The sequence below is a fragment of the Streptomyces sp. NPDC046859 genome, assembly GCF_040645135.1.
In the GTDB taxonomy this organism is placed as follows: domain Bacteria; phylum Actinomycetota; class Actinomycetes; order Streptomycetales; family Streptomycetaceae; genus Streptomyces.
Map to the genome: position 1 here is coordinate 317,410 of NZ_JBEYXR010000006.1, position 18,509 is coordinate 335,918.

16 protein-coding genes are annotated in these 18,509 nt (G+C 74.9%); 10 read left to right on the plus strand and 6 right to left on the minus strand.

Going from position 1 to position 18,509, the window contains the following annotated elements; genetic code table 11:
* Positions 1-27: 27 nt before the first annotated feature.
* Together ABZ899_RS11960 and ABZ899_RS11965 are read right to left on the minus strand one after the other, a co-directional pair.
* Entirely contained in the window at positions 28-246 is a 219-nt protein-coding gene (locus tag ABZ899_RS11960; RefSeq protein WP_361344450.1) for a hypothetical protein, read from the minus strand.
* A 346-nt stretch (positions 247-592) separates the two neighbouring features.
* Entirely contained in the window at positions 593-1,252 is a 660-nt protein-coding gene (locus tag ABZ899_RS11965) for a DUF4360 domain-containing protein (protein ID WP_361344453.1), read from the minus strand.
* A gap of 375 nt (positions 1,253-1,627) precedes the next feature.
* On the opposite strand from ABZ899_RS11965, the gene ABZ899_RS11970 reads away from it, so the two are divergent.
* The 3 genes from ABZ899_RS11970 to ABZ899_RS11980 are packed head-to-tail and all read left to right on the plus strand — an operon-like array spanning position 1,628 to position 4,867.
* Positions 1,628-2,242 carry a toxin-antitoxin system, toxin component family protein gene (locus ABZ899_RS11970; protein ID WP_361344456.1) on the plus strand — a complete coding sequence of 205 codons (615 nt, stop codon included), beginning with the start codon at positions 1,628-1,630 and terminating at the stop codon, positions 2,240-2,242.
* A complete protein-coding gene (locus tag ABZ899_RS11975) occupies positions 2,239-3,471 on the plus strand; it encodes an MAB_1171c family putative transporter (RefSeq protein WP_361344458.1) in 1,233 nt (410 codons plus the stop codon). Before ABZ899_RS11970 ends, ABZ899_RS11975 begins: the two co-directional genes overlap by 4 nt.
* On the plus strand, positions 3,464-4,867 hold the full coding sequence (locus tag ABZ899_RS11980) for an FAD-dependent oxidoreductase (protein WP_361344461.1): 1,404 nt from the start codon (positions 3,464-3,466) through the stop codon (positions 4,865-4,867). Before ABZ899_RS11975 ends, ABZ899_RS11980 begins: the two co-directional genes overlap by 8 nt.
* A gap of 1 nt (position 4,868) precedes the next feature.
* Here the strand turns inward: ABZ899_RS11980 and ABZ899_RS11985 are convergent, their stop codons facing one another.
* Both ABZ899_RS11985 and ABZ899_RS11990 read right to left on the minus strand, forming a co-directional pair.
* Positions 4,869-5,717, minus strand: a complete 849-nt coding sequence (locus ABZ899_RS11985) for an SMP-30/gluconolactonase/LRE family protein (RefSeq protein WP_361344464.1) — start codon at positions 5,715-5,717, stop codon at positions 4,869-4,871.
* Positions 5,714-6,487: an IclR family transcriptional regulator gene (locus tag ABZ899_RS11990; RefSeq protein ID WP_361344467.1), complete on the minus strand. Its 774-nt coding sequence runs from the start codon at positions 6,485-6,487 to the stop codon at positions 5,714-5,716. The genes ABZ899_RS11985 and ABZ899_RS11990 overlap by 4 nt, the downstream gene beginning before the upstream one ends.
* A gap of 187 nt (positions 6,488-6,674) precedes the next feature.
* Between ABZ899_RS11990 and ABZ899_RS11995 the strand changes: the two genes are divergently transcribed.
* Positions 6,675-7,244 (plus strand): DUF2269 family protein, encoded by a 570-nt coding sequence (locus tag ABZ899_RS11995; RefSeq protein WP_361344470.1) that lies wholly within the window; start codon positions 6,675-6,677, stop codon positions 7,242-7,244.
* Positions 7,245-7,306: 62 nt separating this feature from the next.
* On the opposite strand, the gene ABZ899_RS12000 is transcribed toward ABZ899_RS11995, so the two are convergent.
* Together ABZ899_RS12000 and ABZ899_RS12005 are read right to left on the minus strand one after the other, a co-directional pair.
* Entirely contained in the window at positions 7,307-8,554 is a 1,248-nt protein-coding gene (locus tag ABZ899_RS12000) for a helix-turn-helix domain-containing protein (RefSeq protein ID WP_361344473.1), read from the minus strand.
* 2 nt (positions 8,555-8,556) lie between these two features.
* Entirely contained in the window at positions 8,557-8,709 is a 153-nt protein-coding gene (locus ABZ899_RS12005) for a hypothetical protein (RefSeq protein ID WP_361344475.1), read from the minus strand.
* A gap of 206 nt (positions 8,710-8,915) precedes the next feature.
* Between ABZ899_RS12005 and ABZ899_RS12010 the strand changes: the two genes are divergently transcribed.
* From ABZ899_RS12010 to ABZ899_RS12035, 6 genes are all read left to right on the plus strand, one after another.
* Positions 8,916-9,902, plus strand: coding sequence for a DUF3068 domain-containing protein (locus ABZ899_RS12010; protein WP_361344478.1), 987 nt, complete (start codon positions 8,916-8,918; stop codon positions 9,900-9,902).
* Between the two features lie 231 nt (positions 9,903-10,133).
* Positions 10,134-11,294 carry a glycosyltransferase family 4 protein gene (locus ABZ899_RS12015; protein ID WP_361344481.1) on the plus strand — a complete coding sequence of 387 codons (1,161 nt, stop codon included), beginning with the start codon at positions 10,134-10,136 and terminating at the stop codon, positions 11,292-11,294.
* A 70-nt stretch (positions 11,295-11,364) separates the two neighbouring features.
* Positions 11,365-12,075 (plus strand): class I SAM-dependent methyltransferase, encoded by a 711-nt coding sequence (locus tag ABZ899_RS12020; protein WP_361344631.1) that lies wholly within the window; start codon positions 11,365-11,367, stop codon positions 12,073-12,075.
* The gene (locus ABZ899_RS12025; RefSeq protein ID WP_361344484.1) at positions 12,072-16,394 is read left to right on the plus strand and encodes an alpha-(1->3)-arabinofuranosyltransferase family protein; all 4,323 of its coding nucleotides are present in this window, start codon (positions 12,072-12,074) and stop codon (positions 16,392-16,394) included. The genes ABZ899_RS12020 and ABZ899_RS12025 overlap by 4 nt, the downstream gene beginning before the upstream one ends.
* A complete protein-coding gene (locus tag ABZ899_RS12030) occupies positions 16,391-17,767 on the plus strand; it encodes a condensation protein (RefSeq protein ID WP_361344487.1) in 1,377 nt (458 codons plus the stop codon). The genes ABZ899_RS12025 and ABZ899_RS12030 overlap by 4 nt, the downstream gene beginning before the upstream one ends.
* Entirely contained in the window at positions 17,764-18,501 is a 738-nt protein-coding gene (locus ABZ899_RS12035) for a class I SAM-dependent methyltransferase (protein WP_361344490.1), read from the plus strand. The genes ABZ899_RS12030 and ABZ899_RS12035 overlap by 4 nt, the downstream gene beginning before the upstream one ends.
* Positions 18,502-18,509 lie beyond the last annotated feature (8 nt).

Sequence of the window (18,509 nt, forward strand, 5' to 3'; positions counted from 1 at the left end):
TCCCGGGGGGCCGTCGCGAACGGTCCGTCAGAGAGCGGTGGCCTGTGCCTGCGCGTGGGTGTGCAGGCCCAGCGCCACGCCCTCGGGGGAGGCCGCGGCGAAGACGTCGACGCAGGCGACCGCGTTCACGGTGCCGGCGAGGGCGCCCGTCAGACCGGCGGAGGCACCGCCCGCCTGCCCGCCGGAGACCTGGTCCAGGGCGGCGTCGGATATCTCGGCGGTCTCGATCTGAGGGGTGAAGTTCATGGCCTGCGGTTCCCTTCGCATCAACACTCTTCGACAGCCGGGGCCGTCGAAATTTCGGGAATCAAAGCACGGGGGCGAAGAAGCGGCCAACTGTCACATCGCCCTGCACCGCGGCATTGCGAAGTGCCTCTTCACGGCCATGACCACCGGGTCACCCGAACCTGCCGACTTCTTCACAGGACCCACCGCCTCAGCGGGTGCGGGGCAGTGCATGGTTCGTCCGTCACCTGCCCGGGCGGCCCCGGAGCGGCCCTGTCGGGCGCAGGTGTGAACATTTGCCGAATGTATGCGTGCCCGGGCCCCGGCCGCGCCGGCGGTCGGGACCCGGGCGCCTGCGTCGACGCGGCTACTTCTTCGGGCACTCCTTCCAGGCCAGGTGGTAGACCGTGCTGATGTCGCCGTCGGTCGAGTCCATGGTCATGAAGCTGACCTTGCTCGCGGAGGACGAGCCGAGGTTGACGCGCAGTTCGGTGTTGATGTTGAAGTTGCGCTGGACTCCGCAGGGCGCCCAGACCAGTTGGGCCCAGTCGGTCTCGTCGGTGGCCTGCCAGTTGTCGTTGAGGGGGCCGTTGAAGGGGTGGTTGCGGAACTGGGTGCTCGGGGAGCCCTGGAAGTAGTACGAGGCCCGCTGGATGGCGTTGGCGCCGGGCTGGAGGGCGGCGAAACCCCGGTAGTCGGCGCTGGCGATGGCGTACGTGAACCCGCCGGGGACGTGCACGACCAGGCTGAGCTGGCAGTTCTTGCGGAACGCCGTCGGGTCGGAGTTGCCGCCGACCTGGGCGAGGTAGTCGCTGTAGGTCACGGTGAAGGCCGTGTTGTCCTCGGACACGGCGACCGCCGTGGTGCCCTGCGGACAGCCGGAGCCGTTCACGGTGGCGACCTTGATGACGATCTTGTCCGGCGGCGGGTCGTCGAACGCCGGGTCCGCGTGGGCGGGCAGGGCCGCGGTGAGCAGGGCGGTCAGCGCGCCTCCGCTCAGCAGGAGTCTCAGGAGTCCACGTGCCATGGATCTCTCCTCGGGATGGGGGGTGGCTGCGCCCCCGACCCACCCTGGTTGACGCTTCGAAGAAAAGGTGGGGTTTCTGTGAAGGCCGGAGGCGTACGCATCGTAGGGGGCGGAAAGCGCCCTCCACAGGGGCCAACTCCAGCCATTTATACGGTAGTTGAAGACAAACCGACTGTAGTGTGCAGTCGCCTTCCCGGCCTGGCTCAGCCCGGCCGGATCACGTTCCAGGAGGGTGCAAGCGCTTGCCCGTCCATGGCCCCGGGACAGGACGGTCGTTCTCCGTTGAACAACGGACGCCGGACCGCATGACGGGGACGCCAGGTGCCGCGTAGGCTCGAACAGCCCGTCGAGGCGGCGGGGGGAACAGGGGGTGCGATGGACATCGCGGGCGCGCGCGCGACAGCGGCCCGGGTCGCTTCGGCGCTACGGCTGCGGCGCGCCCACACCACCGTCGTCATGCGGGACCTGGTCCGCGACCTGAGTGCCGCCGTGCGTTCCGGGCCTCCCGCCCCGGCCGGCGTCCGCGAGGTGTGCCACGCGCTGTGCGCGCGGATGAGCGCCCGGCGCGGCGGCCGGCCCGTCGAGCTGCGCTTCGAGCGGTTCCCCGACGAGATCGAGGTGACCGGACTCTGGGTCGAGTTCCAGGACTTCGACCTCGTCATCGTCGAGGAGCGCGCCGAAGCGGTCCAGCAACTGGTGATACTGGGCCACGAGCTGTGGCATCTGCACGCCGGGCACCGGCACCACCACCACGGCATCGGCACCGCCGCCGCGCACGCCCTCGCCGGCCGGCCCGGCTGGGACGACGTGGCCCTCACCGTGGCCGCGCGCGACGGTTCCCGGCAGACCGACGAGGCGGAGGCGGACGACTTCGGCCACCGGCTGGCCGCCGCCGTGCGGACCCTGGTGTCCGGCGAGGGCCAGGGCGCCTCGCCCGACCCGGTCCACCGCTCGCTCGGCTATCGCGGACGCGGAGGCAGGACGCGGTGACACACCCGCAACTGGCAGAAGGCCCGGTCGAGTTCCTGTCCGGCCTGTACATCTCCTTCTGGCTCCCGGGCCTCGTCCTCGGCGCGGCCCTGGCGATCAAGCTGCCCAGCATCGTGAAGCTGTGGCGCGACCCGCTGCTGCGTGCCGTGGGCGGTCTGCTGCTGCTCGCCTGCATGGTGTTCGTCTTCGCGGCCCCCGGCACCATCGCCTGGACCAACCGGGTCGTCGGCGTCCCCAACATCGCCGCGCCCTGGGTGTACTCCCTGATCACCGCGCTGTCCGCGTCCTGGCTGCTGCTGGTGGTGCACTGGCGCGGCGGTCACACCGACCGCCGGGAGCGGACCCGGCGGGCGACCCGCTGGGTGGTCTCGGTCTACGCGACGGTGGTGGCCGCGCTGTGGGTGCTGTTCGCGCTCGCCGACGTCCCCGTGGAGCAGATCGAGGACCTGGACACCTACTACGCGTCCACGCCGTTCATGCGCGAGGAGATCCTGCTCTACCTGATCGTGCACACGGTGGCCTGTCTCATCACCGCCCGGCTGATCTGGACCTGGATCCGCACCGAGGGCCTGGACGGCTGGCTGCGCTGGGGGCTGCGGTTCCTGAGCGTCGGCTACGTCACCAACCTGGCGTTCAGCGCCGCCAAGTTCACCGCCATCATCGCCCGCTGGACCGGGCACGACCTGGACTGGCTGAACACCAACGTCGCGCCGTCCGCCGCCTGCGTCGGCGCCACCATGGTCGCCGTCGGCGTGATCGTCCCGCACGCCGGCCAGTACCTCCAGGAGCGGCTGCTGGTCCGGCGCCGGCGCCGTGGGCTGCGGCCGCTGGCCCGGCTGCTGCGGCCGGTCGCCGGCCGGCACGAGCCGTTCGTGCTGCGGGCGGCGCCGGAGATCCGGCTGATCCGCCGGGAGACCTACATCCGTGACGCGCTGCTCCTGCTCTCCCGCCATCTCGACGACGACCTGCGCCGGCGCGCCCACGCCGCCGCCCTCGCACTCGGCGCGGACCCGGACCGGGCCCAGGCGCTGGCCGTCGCCGTGACGATCGTCGACGCCGTCGGGAGCGGCCGGCGGGTCCCGGACGGCGACGGCGCCGCGGAGCCCGACACCACCTATCTGCTGCGCGAGATCCACGCCGTCTCCGGCGTCCTGCGCAGGCCCGACGAGATCAAGGCGGTCCGCGCCCGCGCGGCCGTCCCGGCAGAGAGCATGTCCGCGCATGAGTGAACGTCCCTCCCCCGCCAGAGTCGCCGTGGTCCTCGGGGGATCGCATACCGGCATGCTCGCGGCGCGGGCGCTGGCCGGGTCCGCCGACCGGGTGGTCGTGGTGGAGCGCGACGTGCTGCCCGCCGGGCCCGACCCGCGCAAGGGCCTGCCGCAGTCCCGCCATGTGCATCTGCTCTGGTCCGGCGGGTTGCCGGCGATGGAGGAGCTGCTGCCGGGCATCGGTGAGGCGCTGCGCGCGGCCGGGGCCCGCCGGGCGCCGGTCACCACGGACATGGTCGCCCTCTCGCCGCGCGGCTGGTTCCGGCGCTGGCCCGAGTCGCACCACATCGTCCTGGCCGGGCGGGACCTGCTCGACGCGACGGTCCGCTCGCGGGTCCTGGCCGACGAGCGGATCGAACTGCGCGACGGCACGGAGGCCGTGGACCTGCTCGGCGACGCGCGGGCCGTCACGGGCGTACGGCTGCGCGGGCGCGACGGGCACGAGAGCACTCTGGAGGCGGGGCTGGTCGTGGACGCCACCGGCCGGGGCTCGGGGGCGCCCCGCTGGCTGGCCGCGCTGGGACTTCCCGCGCCGGTGCGGCGCGAGGTCGACTCCGGTCTCGCGTACGCCAGCAGGCTGCACCTCGCGCCCGAGCCGGCCAGGGACGGCTTCCCGGTGGTCAACGTGCAGGCCGACCCGCGCGCGGGCGGCCCCGGCCGGGCGGGGGTGCTGCTGCCGATCGAGAACGGCCGCTGGCTCGTCACGCTCAGCGGCACCCGGGGCGGCGAACCGGGCACGGCCGACGCGGACTTCGAGCGGTTCGCCCGCGAGGAGCTGCGGCATCCGGTCATCGGCGACCTGCTGGCGCGGGCCGAGCCGCTGTCCGGCGTGTCCTTCACCCGTACCACCGCCAACCGGCGGCACTACTACGAGCGGATGCCGGCCTGGCCGGAGAACTTCACCGTCCTCGGTGACGCGCTGGCCGCGTACAACCCGGTGTACGGGCACGGGCTGGCGGTCGGGGCGCAGAGCGCGCTGATCCTGCGCGAGACGGTCCGGCGGCACGGCTGGGGCGCGGCGGGTCTGGCCCGGCGGATCCAGAAGGCCGTGGCGCGCCCCGTCGGGGCGGCCTGGGACCTGGCGATCGGCCAGGACGTGTTCTACCCGGGCGCCACCGAGACCGGGCCGACCCTGCGGGACCGGCTGGTGGCGGGGTACGTGGACCGGCTGATGCACACGGCCACGGGCAACGGGCGGATCGCCCGCCGCGTCACCGACGTGACGTCGCTGGAGCGGCGGGCGGAGGTGCTGCTGAGCCCGTCGGTGCTGCTGGCGGCGGCCGTGGGGCCGTTGAAGCCCCGGCTCACCGCGCCGCCGCTGACCGCCGAGGAGATGAAGAAGGCGGGACTGCTCTGACCTACCCGGCGAAGGCGGGCTGGGCCAGCCCCTTCCCCGCGCCGGGCACCACGAACAGCGAGCCGGCCGGCGGCGGGGGCGCGTCCAGGCCGACCCGGGCCGTGGTGACGTACAGGTCGGTCAGGCCGGGCCCGCCGAACGCGCACGCCGTCACGCGCGGCACCGGAAACGTGATCACCCGGTCCAGGACCCCGTCGGGGGTGTAGCGGCGTACCGCGGAGCCGTCCCACAGGGCCACCCAGACGGCGCCCTCGGCGTCGACGGTCAGCCCGTCGGGGACGCCGGCCCCGTCCTCGATCTCGGCGAAGGGGCGCCGGTTCGCCACCCGGCCGCCGTCGTGGTCGAGGACGTCGACCCGGCGGGTCGGCGAGTCGATGTAGTAGAGGAGCCGTCCGTCGGGGCTCCAGCCGGTGCCGTTGCTCACCGCCACGTCGTCGAGGACGACCTCCGCCGTGCCGTCCCCGGTGATCCGGGACAGCGTGCCGCCGCCGGGCGCCTCGTCGTAACGCATGGTGCCGGCCCACAGCGAGCCGTCGGGGGCGACGGCGGCGTCGTTGGCGCGGCGGCCGGGGACCGGTTCGTGGCGCAGCCAGCGGAAGCCGCCGTCCGGGTCCAGCAGTCCCACGCCGTCCCTCAGGTTCAGCACGAGTCCGCCGCCGGCGCGGGGCTTGGCGGCCCCAATGTGCTGCGGGGTGGTCCGCACGGAGCGGTGCCCGGAGACGGGGTCGTAGGTGTGGACGCGGGAGCCCAGGATGTCGATCCACAGCAGGCGGCCGCTCGCGGGGTCCCAGGTCGGGCCCTCACCGAGCTGGGCCTCGGCCCGCACCGCCACCTCGTAGGGCGCGCTCATGCCGCGCCCCGGTGGCCGAGGCGCTCCGACAGCTCGGCGGCGCCCTTGACGGCGAGCTGCTCCAGCTCGGCGCGCCGCTCGTCGCTCCAGCGGATCATGGGGACGGAGATGGACAGGGCGGCGACGACCTGCCCGGTGCGGTCCCGTACGGGCGCGGCCACACAGGAGACGTCCGGGTTGGACTCGCGGGTCTCGACGGCGAGCTGCCGCTCGCGGATCCCGGCGAGCGCCTCGCGCAGCACGGCCGGGTCGGTGATGCTGTTCGGTGTCATCGCGGCGAGTTCGGTGCCGTCGGGGAGGCGGGAGGCGAGCTCCGCCTCGGGCAGGAAGGCGAGCAGCATCTTGCCGACCGACGTGCAGTGGGCGGGCAGCCGGCGCCCGGCGGCGGACACCATGCGTACGGCGTGCGTCGAGTCGACCTTGGCGATGTAGATGACGTCGGTGCCCTCCAGGATGGCCACGTGCACGGTCTCGTCGCAGGTCTCGGCGACGGACCGGGCGACCTGCTGGCCCTCGGCGGCGAGGTCGAGCTGCTCGGCGTACCGGCTGCCGAGCTGGTACGGCCGTACGCCCAGCCGGTACCGTCCCGGCTGGCCCGGCACCTGCACGATGTACGACCGGGCGGCGAGGGTGGTGACGAGCTCGTGCACGGTGGTGCGCGGCAGCTGGAGCCTGCGCACGATGTCGGGGGCGGAGAGCGTGCCGTCCCCGTCGAGGAAGAGCTCGAGGATGTCGAGAGCCCGGGTCACGGCAGGTACGAGGCGTCCCACGTCCGGCCTCCTCCTTGGGTGTCGAAGAGGCTGTGTTCGGTATTTCAACAGCCGATCGGAATGACGAACATAGGCTAGTCGGAGCCCTTCACTCCGGCAATGGCCGTGCGCCTACTCCCTCGCGGGTACGCCGGGTTACTCCCGCCGTCAGACGCCCCCGGGACCCGTCCGCGGCACCGTGGTGCCCATGTCGTCCACCGCTTCCACCCCCGCCCCGAGGCTGAGCCGCCCGGCCCGCCGGGGCTTCCTCGTCGTCCATGTCGTCGCCTCCGCCGGCTGGCTCGGGCTCACGCTCGGACTGCTGGCGCTCGGGACCACCGCCGCGACCACCGGGTCCGCGGCGGCCGTGGAGGCGTCCGTGCGGGCCATGAAGCTGTTCGCCGACTGGCTGCTGCTGCCGCTCGCCCTGCTCACCCTGGTCAGCGGGCTGGTGCTGGCGCTGGGCACGCCCTGGGGGCTGGCCCGGCACCGCTGGGTGTACACCAAGTTCTGGCTGACCCTGGGCACCACCGCGGCCACCGCCTTCGTCCTGCGGCCCGCCGTGAACGCCGCCGTCGCGGAGGTCGCCGCGGGCGGGTCGCTGCCGGACACCGGGGACGTGCTGATGGGCCCGGTGGTGTCGCTGTCCGCGTACGTCTTCATGACGGTGATCTCGGTGCTGAAGCCCTGGGGCCTCACCCGGCGGGGGCGCCGGCGGCGCGAGGAGGCCGCCCGCGCCCGGTCCGGCACGGGGCGGCGGCTCCGCCAGGACGCCTGACCGGCCGGCCGGGGCGGGTCTCGGATGCGGCGTCGACCCGGACGGGACCGTGGACACGCGCCCTACCGGGGCGTCTCGCCCAGCACCCCGCGCAACCGCTGGGCGCGCAGGACCAGTTCGAGCTCGAAGCGCCGGTCCGGGTCGTCGATCTCCGCTCCCCAGAGCTCGCGGATCTGCCGCAGCCGGTAGCGCACGGTCTGCGGATGCACCCCGAGCCGGGCCGCCACCTCCGGGGCCCCGCCCCTGGTCTCCAGCCAGGCCAGCAGCGTCTCCGCCAGTCGCCGTCCGTGCGAGGGCCCGCAGTGCTCCAGCGGCGCCAGGCAGCGCACCGCCAGGTCGTCGATCAGCTCCTCGGGCTGGAGCAGCACCAGCGCCTCGGTGTGCTCGGTGCAGTGCAGGACCTCCCCGGCCGGCAGCAGCCGCCGTTCCATCAGCCCTACGGCGGCCTCGGCCCAGCGCAGCGACTTCGCGGCCTCGGCCAGCGGCACCGGCGGTCCGATCGCACCGGACCAGCCGCTCAGCGCCCGGCTGAGCAGTTCGGGGCGGCCGGCGGCGTCCGGTTCGGGGACGACCATCCGCGGCCGCTCGTACTCCAGGTCGAGCAGTACGCCCTCGCCGACGGCCGGGGCCAGCGCCTCCCGCGCCGGGCGCAGCAGCACGCCCACCGCGACCTTCTCCGGCAGCGCCCAGCCGATCCGGGCGGCGCGCTCCGCGAGGGCGTCGGCCGGGTCGCCGCGGTGGCGGTCGGCGAGCAGCAGTTCCATCAGGCGCCGCTGCAGCCGCAGCCGTTCGCCGGCCTGGCGGGCCGCGGCCTCGGCGTAGCCGCGCACCGACTGGTCGACCAGGCCGTCCAGGTACTCGTAGCCGGCGTCGACCAGCTCGTACATGGCGGGCGGCGGGATGTCGACGCGCTGGCCGATCTCGGCGAACCGGCGCCAGGCCAGCCGTACGCCGAGCCGGTAGATGGCCTGGAGGGAGTCCAGGGAGCGCCCGTTGTAGCCCTCGCCGCGGCCGAAGTCCTGGAAGACGCCGGGCGGGACGGTCGGGCGGCCCTGCGAGGTCTCCAGGTGCCCGATGAAGACCTCGATCGCGCGCCGGATGCCGACGAGGGCCATGGGCTCGCCGGACTCGTCGAGCACGACCGGGAGGTGCGGGTGCTCGCGCCGGATCTCCCTCAGGATCTCCTCGGCGAGCCCGGGCGCGTCGGCGAGGACGAGCTGGGCGAAGCGGCGGACCTGGAAGCGGGGGACGTCGTGCCAGGCCGAGCGCCGCAGGGCGGCCGGCCCGGCGGCGGGGCGGGTGACGGCCACCGTCAACTCCCCTGCCCGGGCCGCTCGTAGGTGATCAAGGGGGTGTTCGGCTGGTCGGGGGTGGCCTCCAGCAGCGCGACGACGCCGAGCGCGGCGCCCACCGCGAGGAGGGCGGCGAGCACGACGGTCAGCGTGGCGGCGAGCAGTCTGGACATCGCAGGGTCAGCCTCTCTGTCCGAGATCCCGGAGTCGTCCCCCACCCGGGTGTCGCCCGTCCGGTCCCGACCTCTGCCTGTCCGGCCAGTGTCGACAACCCGTGACGGCCCGTCAAGACCGTTGACACCCCGGTCCGGCCCGCCTACGGTTCCCCGCCCAGAGCACGGCCAGGCATCGTCCACGTGTCGACCCCCAGGAGTGCCGGATGCGCCGTACAGCCTCACCTGTCTCGTTGATCCTGCTGGGCCTCGGCACGTTTCTGCTGGTCCTGGCACCGTTGCTGGCCTGGTACGTGACGCCGCGGGCCGCCGTGAACCCCGTCGACATCGACACCACAGCCGTCTACAAGGGCACCGGGAGCGTCTTCGACACCGAGCGGATCGCGACCGTGCCGGACCGGACGATCACCGTCACCCAGCGCGTCCGGGGCGACGTGGCGGCGAGCGAGCGCAGCGGCAACGCCGTCTGGGACGTGGTCACCACCGTCGACACCGACGACACGCTGCCGGCCGCCGACCCGCACGACGCGCTGGACGTGACGCCGCACCGCTGGGTGATGGACCGCAGGACGACCCGGCCGGTGCACTGCTGCCAGGAGAGCCCGTACATCGAGGGCGAGGCGTATCTGAAGTTCCCGTTCGACGTGCGCAAACGCTCCTACCAGTGGTGGGACAACACCGGCGGGACGACGGTGACCATGCGGTACTCGGGCACCGAGAAGGTCCAGGGGTACACGGGCTACCGGTTCACCGCCGCGGTCGCGCCCCGCAAGGTCGGCACCCGCCTCGTCCCCGGCAGCCTCGTCGGCGAGCCCGGGCGGCCGCAGGTGCTGGCCGAGGAGTGGTACGCCAACCACGGGTTCGAGCTGGTCGTGGACCAGCGCACGGGCCGGGTGCTCTACGCCCGGACGGGTCCGCGCCGCACGCTGCGGGCACCGGGCGGCGACCGGGACGCGGCGGTGCTGCTGGACAGCCGGAAGATCGCGTTCACCACGGCCACGCAGAAGGAGGCCGTGCGCCAGGCCGAGCGGGACAGCGGGATGCTGCGCACGGTGGGCGTGACGCTGCCGATCGGCGCGGCCGTGGCGGGTGGCGTGGCGGCGGTGGCCGGTGCCGTTCTGGTGGTCCGGGGACGAAGGCGCCCGGAATCGACCGGTACGCCGGAGACGCCCCGCCCTTCTCTCACGATGTGACATAACGTCAGCTCCGTTTCGGGCCGAAATTGTCACCCCGGTGAGTAGCCGCGGGGCCGCGGCTGGGCGAAAACTGTCCCCTCCCACCCGGACACAGCCTGTCCGTACTCGTCCCATTTCTCGCATTCCCCGCGCCACATCCGCACGCCGCCCAGGACCCTCCACTCCCCCCACAGGAACCCGACCTCGCTCCCCACACCGAGTTCCGCACCCTGACGAGTTGGAGCACCGATGCCCCAGCACGTGCCCTCGCCGCCGCGCGCCACGCCCTCCTGCGCGTCGCGGCAGCACCCTTCGACGCTCCCCCCACAACCGCGCCGAATCGTTTTTCTCGCCCATCGCGACCTGGGGAACCGCTGCGCCGGCGGCTCCGAGCTCCTGGTCGACCGGCTCGCCGACGGCCTCACCCGGCTCGGGCACCAGGTCACCCTGCTGTGCGGGGGCCCGGCTGCCTACCGCGACTACCGGGTCGTCTCCGCGGGCGGCCCCTTCGACCACTACCTGCGGGCGAGATCCGCCTTCGCCCGCCAGGTCGGCGACTGCGACCTGCTGGTCGAGGTCTGCAACGGCATGCCCTACCTCGCGCCCCTGTGGCACCGCGGACCGACCGTGCGGCTGGTCAACCATGTGCACACCGACCTGTGGCCGATGCGGTTCGGCGGGCCGCTCGCGCCCGCCGCCCGGCTCGGCCGGCGCCTGGAGCACTGGGCGCTCGCCGGGGCCCGGCAGCAGGGGCTGCTGGTCGCCGTGTCCCCGTCCACGGCCCACGCCCTGCGCGCGATCGGCGTCGAGCGGGAGCGCATCCGCGTGGTGCACAACGGCGTGGAGGAGCCCGGACCGCTCGGCGAACGGTCCCCCGAGCCGCTGTTCGTCGCCGTCGGACGGCTCGTCGAGTACAAGCGGATCGACCTGCTGCTGCGGCTGTGGGAGCGGGTGCGGCCCGTGACCGGCGGACGGCTGGTGATCGTCGGGGACGGCCCCGAACGGCGGCGGCTTACGGAACTCGCCGGTCCCGGTGTGGAGTTCACCGGCCATGTCTCCGAGGCGGAGAAGCACCGGCTGCTGTGTGCGGCGTGGCTGCTGCTGCATCCGTCCGCCGTCGAGGGGTGGGGACTGGTCGTCACCGAGGCCGCCGCCCGCGAGACACCGGCCGTCGCCTTCGACGTACCCGGGCTGCGGGACTCCGTGGTGGACGGGGAGACCGGGGTGCTGGCGCGGGGGGAGTCCTCCTTCGCCGCCGCCTGGTGCACGCTGGCGCTGTCCGGGCACCGGCGGGGGCTGATGGGGAAGGCCGCCCGGGACCGGGCGGCGCGCTACCGCTGGGAGCGGACGGTGCGGCAGTTCCGCGCGGTGGCCGCGGAGGCGGTGAGCCGTGGCGGCCGTACGCCGTAGCGGGCCGCACGCGCGGGGCGGCGGCCGGCCGCGCGGCTCCCCGGCGCCCCGGACGGTCCGGGACCCGTCCCTGCGCCGGTCCCTCGCCCTGTTCCGCGCGTTCCGCCACGAGCAGGACGACCCCGTCTCCTGCTACACGCTCCTCGCCCGGGACGCCGCCGACCAGGTCGAGGCGTACGGCGGTCCCCTCGCCGGGCGGACCGTGGTCGACGTGGGCGGCGGGAGCGGGTACTTCGTCGAGGAGTTCCGGCGGCGGGGCGCCGACGCGTACCTCTTCGAACCGGACCCGCGCGAGCTGGGCGCGCGGCCGCCCGCGGGGGCCGTGGTCGCCGACGGCTATCTGCTGCCCCTGCGCGACGGGGCCGCCGACGTCACCTTCTCCTCCAACGTGCTGGAGCACGTCGCCGACCCGCAGACCTTCCTGAGCGAGCTGGCCCGGGTGACCCGTCCCGGCGGGCTGCTCTACGTGTCGTTCACCAACTGGCTGTCCCCGTGGGGCGGTCACGAGTGGGCGCCCTGGCACTACCTCGGCGCCGGACGCGCCCGTGCCCGCTACCGGCGCCGCACCGGACGCGACGCCAAGCACACCCTCGGCGAGAACCTGTTCGCCGTGCACGTCGGCAGCACCCTGCGGCAGGTCCGCGCCCGCCACGACGTCGAGATCGTGTCGGCGCGCTCCCGCTACTGGCCGTTCCTCGCGGAGGCCGTCGTGAAGGCACCCGGTGTCCGCGAGTTCGCCACCTGGAACCTCCTCCTCATCCTCAGGCGGTGTCCACCATGACGACGACCACGGTCCAGGCCCCTCCCCCGGCGGCCGTGCCCACCCCCGTGCCCGCCGCGGGACCGCCCGAGGGCCCGCGGTCCCGGCGCTGGCTGCTGGGGTTCTGGGCCGTGGCGTTCGTGCTGTTCCTCGCGGTGCGGCCGGGGCGGCAGACCTTCGACACCAAGTTGGGCGTGACCACCGATCCGGGGCGGTTCCTCGGCGACCTGGGCCAGTTGTGGCACGACCAGGGCGGCTTCGGCGGTCTGCAGGACCAGTACGCGGGCTATCTGTGGCCGATGCTGCCGTTCCACTGGCTGGCCGACGCCGTGGGGCTGCCGGTGTGGCTGTCCGAGCGACTGTGGATGTCGCTGATCGTGTCGGTCGCGTTCTGGGGCGCGCTGCGGCTGGCCGAGCGGCTGCGGGTGGGCAGCGGCGGCTCCCGGCTGGTGGCGGCCGCCGCCTACGCGCTGTGGCCCGTGTTCACCGTCGTCATCGGGTCGACGTCGGCCGCCGCGCTGCCCGGCGCCTTCCTGCCGTGGGTGCTGCTGCCGCTGGCCGACGAACGGTACGGCGCGCGGGTCGCCGCGCTGCGCTCGGCGCTCGCCGTGCCGTTCATGGGGGGCGTCAACGCCGCCTCCACACTGGCCTCGCTGCTGCCGGCCGCGCTGTACCTGCTGTCCCGGCCGCCCGGGCCGCGGCGGCGCAGACTGATCGCCTGGTGGGTGCCGGGGGTGCTGCTGGCCACCGCCTGGTGGGTGGTCCCGCTGCTGCTGCTCGGCGCCTACGGCGAGAACTTCCTCCCCTATGTGGAGAGTTCACAGACCACGACCGACACCATGGCGGCGACGGAGGCCCTGCGCGGCGCCGGGAACTGGGTGGCCTATCTGCACTTCGGGGAGGCGTGGCTGCCGGCCGGCTGGACCGTCGCCTCGTCCGCCCTGGTCATCGTCTGCTCGGCGCTCGCGGCCGGGCTGGGGCTCGCCGGGCTGGCGCGGCGGGACATGCCGGAACGCCGGTGGCTGGTGCTGACCGCGCTGACGGTCGTGCCGGTCCTGCTCGCCGGGTACGGCGGGGCGTTCGGCGGCCCCTTCCACGGGGTGGTGCAGGACTGGCTGGACGGCGGACTGGCGCCCTTCCGCAACATCTACAAGTTCCAGACCGGACTGGCGCTCGCGCTGGTGCTGGGCCTCGCCCATCTGGCGGGCGTGGCGGCCGAGACGCGCGGCGCCCGGCCGGTGCGCGGACGCCGGTTCGCGCCGCTGGCCGCGGCCCTGCTGGTGCTGCCGGGACTGCTGTGGCCGTATCTGAACGGCTCGCTCCTCAACCCGGGGTCCTTCAAGGAGATCCCCGCGTACTGGCGGGCCACGGCCGACTGGATGGAGAAGCACTCCCCGGACGCCCGGGTGCTGGTCGCTCCGGCGACCGCGCACGGCATCCACACCTGGGGCACCACGATCGACCAGCCGCTGGACGTGGTCGCCGCCTCGCGCTGGGCGCAGCGGGACTACGTGCCCTTCGGCACACCCGGCAACCGGCGCGCGATGGACGCGGTCGAGCAGGCCCTGATGACCGGGAGCCAGGTGCCGGGGCTGGCCGGCTTCCTGGGCCGGGCGGGCATCCACTACGTCGTCGTCCGCAACGACCTCGACCCCGACCAGATCGGTGCCGTCCCCACCACCACGGTGAAGCGGACCCTGGAGCAGTCCGGGTACGAGCGGGTGACGGGCTTCGGGCCGGTCATGACCGGCGGGCGGATCGCCCCGGACACCCCGCTCCAGGTGGAGGGGCTGTATCCGCGGCAGCGCGCGGTGGAGATCTACCGTCCCACCGGCGCGGACGTGACGCGCCCGCACCAGGCCGGGCTGCTGCCGGTGGCCGGCACGGCCGTGGTCTCCGGCGGGCCGGAGGCGCTGCTGCCCCTGGCACCGGAGTTGCGGGGCCGTGCCGCGGTGCTGGCCGGCGACCGTCATCCCGGTCTCGGTGCGCCGCAGGTGCGGGTGACCGGTGACGGGATGCGGCGCGCGGACACCCGGTTCGGGCTGGTCAACGCGAACACGTCCTACACGTACACCGCCGGGGAGCACAACGCGCCGGGCGCCGCGCAGGACGCGGGCGAGGAGCCGCACCAGATCCTGCCGGTGACCGGGCTCGCCCACCAGACCGTGGCCCAGCTGCGCGGCGCCCGGTCGGTGACGGCGTCCTCGTACGGCAACTGGCTGTTCCATCTGCCGCAGTTCGACCCGGTGAACGCCTTCGACGGCGATCCGGCGACGGCCTGGGCCGAGGGCTCGGCGGGCTCCCCGGACGGCGAATGGCTGCGGATCGGCTTCGCGGCCGGGCCGTACGACATGCCGTCGTCGTTCGAGGTGGCGCCGCTGCCGCAGGACGGGGTGCGGGCCGCGCCGACGCGGGTGCGGGTGGAGACGGAGAAGGGGGAGCGCAGCAGCGTCCTGCGCCCCGACGGGTCCGTGCAGGCGGTGAAGGCGGCCGCGGGCGCGACCCGCTGGATGAAGCTGACGGTCACGGACTCCGTGTCCCGGCGGGCCGGACTGACCGGCGCGGGGTTCTCGGAGATCGCCCTGCCGGACGTGCGGGTGACCCGGATGCTGCGGCTGCCCACCGACGCCGGGGACTCCTCCGCCGACGCGGAGATCGTCTCCCTGTCCCGGGCCGCCGACCCCACCGGCCTGTCCGCGACGGGCACCGAGGCGGGCCTGCACCGGCGCTTCACGACCACCGCGGCCGGGACCTACGAGCTGCGGGCGCAGGCGGTGCCGGTGCCCGGCGAGGCCCTGGACCGGCTGCTGTACTCGGTGGCGCCCGAGCAGCGGGAGCGGATCGTCGCCACCGCCGACTCCACGGCCCGGCTCGGGGCGGGACTGTCCGCGCGCAACCTCACCGACGGCGACCTGACGACGGCGTGGATCGCGGGCGACCGGCCCACGATCCATCTGACCTGGCCGGGGAAGCAGGCGGTCGGCGAGATCGTGCTGGCCCCGGCCGGCGGCCTGTCCACCCGGGCCACCGAGGTGCACCTCTCCTCGCCCGACGGGGCGGCGATCGCGGGCGTCGACAAGAACGGCGTGGTCCGCTTCCCTCCGATCACCACCGACCGGCTGGACGTCACGATCACCGGGACGGCGCCGCTGACCCTGCACAACCCGGTCGTCGACGAGGACCTGCGGCTCCCGGTGGGCCTGACGGAGGCGTACGTCCCGGCGCTCGACGCATACCGGACCCCGCGGCCGGACACCGGCCGGCCGTTCACCCTTCCGTGCGGCAAGGGCCCGGTGGTCGCGGTGGACGGTGAGCTGTACGAGACGGGCGCGCGCGGAACCGTACGGGATCTCGTGGAGCGCCGGCGGATCGAGGTGACGCTGTGCCAGGGGGGCCGGGGCGAGGCCGGGGTGCGGCTGTCCGCCGGGGAGCACCGGGTCGAGGGCGGTGACGCCGGTCCGCTCGCGCTCACCGGGGTGACGCTGACCCGCGGCACGGTCGCCGGGGCCCCCGCGTCCGCGCGGGAGCTGGCGGTCCGGGACTGGCTGGGCGACCGGCGCACCCTGTCGGTGGGCTCCGGGGCGGCGAGCTATCTGACCATGTACGAGAACTTCAACGACGGCTGGCGCGCCACACTGGACGGCGAGGAGCTGACGCCGGTCCGGCTGGACGGGTGGCAGCAGGGCTGGCGGATCCCGGCGGGCGCCGGGGGCACGGTCCGGCTGTCGTACGAGCCGGCGGTGACGTACGAGGCCGGGCTGATCGGCAGCGCGGTCGGGCTCGCGCTGCTCGTGGGGCTGGTGCTGTGGCGGCGCCGGGAGCCGGACCCGGACGGGCCGCGGCCCGCGCCGCCGCTGCCGGGGCTGTGGCCGGGCACCGTGGCGCTGACGGTGGTGGCCGTGCTCGTCGCCGGGTGGCTCGCGCTGCTGGTCCCCGCGCTGGCGCTGCTCGCGTGGCGCCGGCACACGCTGCTCGTGCCGCTCGCGTTCGTGGCCCTCGCGGGGGCGGGGGTCGTCGCCGCCGTGGGCGGCGGGGAGCCGGTGGCGGCCGGGCGGGGCGCGTTCGGGCACACGGCCCAACTGCTGGCACTCGTAGGGCTGTTCGCGGCGCTCGTGAGCGTCCGCGAGCGGCCGGAGGAGACCCGGACACCGGCCGGTGCGCCACCGGACGGCCCGCTGCCGGACCTGCCCCACCGGGAGCGGGGACAAAGCCCACTGGGTGCGCCGCCGCGCCCCGCCGCGGGCCCGACCCTGTCCGCGCGCGGCCCCGGCGCCCCCGGCCCGGACCTTCCGGCCCCGCGCACGGCGACGGACGACTCCGCGAAGGGCCAGGGCACATGACCGCACTCCAGCGCCCCGCGCGGGCCGCCGCACCGGTACGGGTGCCGTTCCCCGTCGTCGACGAGGTGGCCCGGCACTGCCTCCAGGAGGAGGAGCCTGAGACCGTGCACATCGAGGTGCATCTGCCGGGCCGGCTGGACGAGGCACGGCTGCGCACCGCCTTCGCCGAGGCGCTGCGCCGGCATCCGCGCGTCCTGATGCGCGAGGCGCCGGGGCGGTGGTACCGGCTCCGCTACGCGTGGGAGCTGACGGCGGAGCCGGACGTGGAGGTGGTGCGCTTCCCGGCGCCGGGGCGGAACGACCTGCGGGACGCGCGGACCCGGGCGCTGGCCGAGGCGCCCGCGCTGTCGTCGTCACCGCCGGTCAGGCTGGAGGTGGTCCGGGCGACGGGGCCGGTCGAGGGCAGCGAGGCGGGTGACGCGGTCGGGGTGCCGCCGCGGGGCGCGGGCCGTCCCGCGCCGGACGCGGGGGCCGGCTCCGTACTGTTCCTGACCATCAACCACACCGCCCTCGACGGCCCGGCCTGTCTGCGGGTGCTGGCCACCGCCGCCGAGCTGTACGGCGGCCGGGACAACTCCCCCGCCGCGCCCCCCGTGCGCGGCGGACCCGGGACACCTCCGCCCGCCGACGCCGCCCCGTCCTCCTGGCGGCGTCCCGCCCGGGTCGCCCCCGGCACCCCCGAGCCCTCCCCCGGCAACGGTCTGCTCGTCACCGAACTGCGGCTGCCCCGCCGCCCCCGGGGCGCCCCCTACACCGTCAACGACCAGCTCATGGTCACCACGGCCCTGACCCTCGCCCACTGGAACCGCGAGCACGGCGCCCGCCCCCGCCATCTGCGCATCACCATGCCGGTGGACGACCGCCCCCGCGACGCCGGCATGCCCATCGGCAACGGCACCCGTCTGGTCGACGTCGCCTTCGCGCACGAGGAGTTGACGGCGAACCCGGACCGGATGCCCGCCCTGCTGCAGCGCACGGCCGCCCGGACCCGGGCCCTCAAGGCCCGGCCCCGGCCCCAGCTCGGGCGCGGGGCGGCCCTGCTGACCGCCCCGGTGACGCCGGTCGCCTGGCGGGCCGCCCTCACCCGGGGGCTGCGCCGGGCCGCCGCGCCCTGGACGTCGACGACGCTGCTCAGCAACATCGGCCGGATCCCGTACGCCCTGGACTTCGGCGAGGAGGCGGGACGCGCGCACGCCGTGTGGTTCTCGGCGCCCGCCCGGATGCCGCGCGGCCTCACCGTCACCACCGCCTCCACCGCGGGCCGGCTCCATCTCGCCCTGCGCTGGTCCCGGGCCCTGCTCGGCCACGGCGACGGCGCCCACCTGCGGGACCTCTTCGAGCACTATCTGCACACCACGGAGGTGGCCCCGTGAACACCAGCGCGCCCCCGCGCCACGGCGGCCTCCGGGACTTCTACGAGGACCCCGCCGTCCCGGTCGCCTCCGGCGCTCCCCGCTCCCTGCGCCAGGCCCGCATGCTGGCCACGGCCCTCGGAACGGCCGGTACGGCACCGCGCACCATCCTCGACCTCGGCTGCGGCGACGGCACCGCGGCCGCCACCGCCGCCCCGCTCCTGACCGGTCACCGGATCGTCGGCGTCGACTGGTCCCAGGACGCCCTCAAGCGGGCCCGCGCCCGGCTGCCGTACGCGGTCCGGGGTGAACTGACCGGTGCCGGGCTGCCGTTCCGGGACGGGTCCGTGGACGCCGTGCTGTTCAGCGAGGTCGTCGAGCATCTCGTCGACCCGGACTCGGCACTGGACGAGATCCGCCGCGTCCTGCGCCCCGGAGGCCATCTCATGCTGTCCACACCGAACCTGGCCGCCTGGTACAACCGCGGACTGCTGCTCGCCGGGGTCCAGCCGGTGTTCTCCGAGGTGAGTCTGCGGGCGATCCACGGGCGGCCGGGGCGCGAGGTCGTGGGGCATCTGCGGCTGTACACGGCGCGTGCGCTCAGGGAGTTCGTGGCCGCGTCCGGCTTCGAGGTCGTACGGCTCGCGGGCGCGCCCTTCCACGGGGTGCCGCGTCCGCTGCGGGCGCTGGACCGGCTGGCCTGTGCCCGACCGTCCCTCGCGTCGATCCTGCTGCTGCACGCGCGCCGGACGTAGGGGCGTGG

Bases quoted from the DNA above. Each gene is read 5' to 3' on its own strand.
- ABZ899_RS12015 (WP_361344481.1), top strand. From the start codon at position 10,134: ATGCCCCAGCACGTGCCCTCGCCGCCGCGCGCCACGCCCTCCTGCGCG.
- ABZ899_RS12030 (WP_361344487.1), top strand. From the start codon at position 16,391: ATGACCGCACTCCAGCGCCCCGCGCGGGCCGCCGCACCGGTACGGGTG.
- ABZ899_RS11965 (WP_361344453.1), bottom strand. From the start codon at position 1,252: ATGGCACGTGGACTCCTGAGACTCCTGCTGAGCGGAGGCGCGCTGACC.
- ABZ899_RS11985 (WP_361344464.1), bottom strand. From the start codon at position 5,717: ATGAGCGCGCCCTACGAGGTGGCGGTGCGGGCCGAGGCCCAGCTCGGT.
- ABZ899_RS11970 (WP_361344456.1), top strand. From the start codon at position 1,628: ATGGACATCGCGGGCGCGCGCGCGACAGCGGCCCGGGTCGCTTCGGCG.
- ABZ899_RS12010 (WP_361344478.1), top strand. From the start codon at position 8,916: ATGCGCCGTACAGCCTCACCTGTCTCGTTGATCCTGCTGGGCCTCGGC.
- ABZ899_RS11980 (WP_361344461.1), top strand. From the start codon at position 3,464: ATGAGTGAACGTCCCTCCCCCGCCAGAGTCGCCGTGGTCCTCGGGGGA.
- ABZ899_RS11960 (WP_361344450.1), bottom strand. From the start codon at position 246: ATGAACTTCACCCCTCAGATCGAGACCGCCGAGATATCCGACGCCGCC.
- ABZ899_RS11995 (WP_361344470.1), top strand. From the start codon at position 6,675: ATGTCGTCCACCGCTTCCACCCCCGCCCCGAGGCTGAGCCGCCCGGCC.
- ABZ899_RS12005 (WP_361344475.1), bottom strand. From the start codon at position 8,709: ATGTCCAGACTGCTCGCCGCCACGCTGACCGTCGTGCTCGCCGCCCTC.
- ABZ899_RS12025 (WP_361344484.1), top strand. From the start codon at position 12,072: ATGACGACGACCACGGTCCAGGCCCCTCCCCCGGCGGCCGTGCCCACC.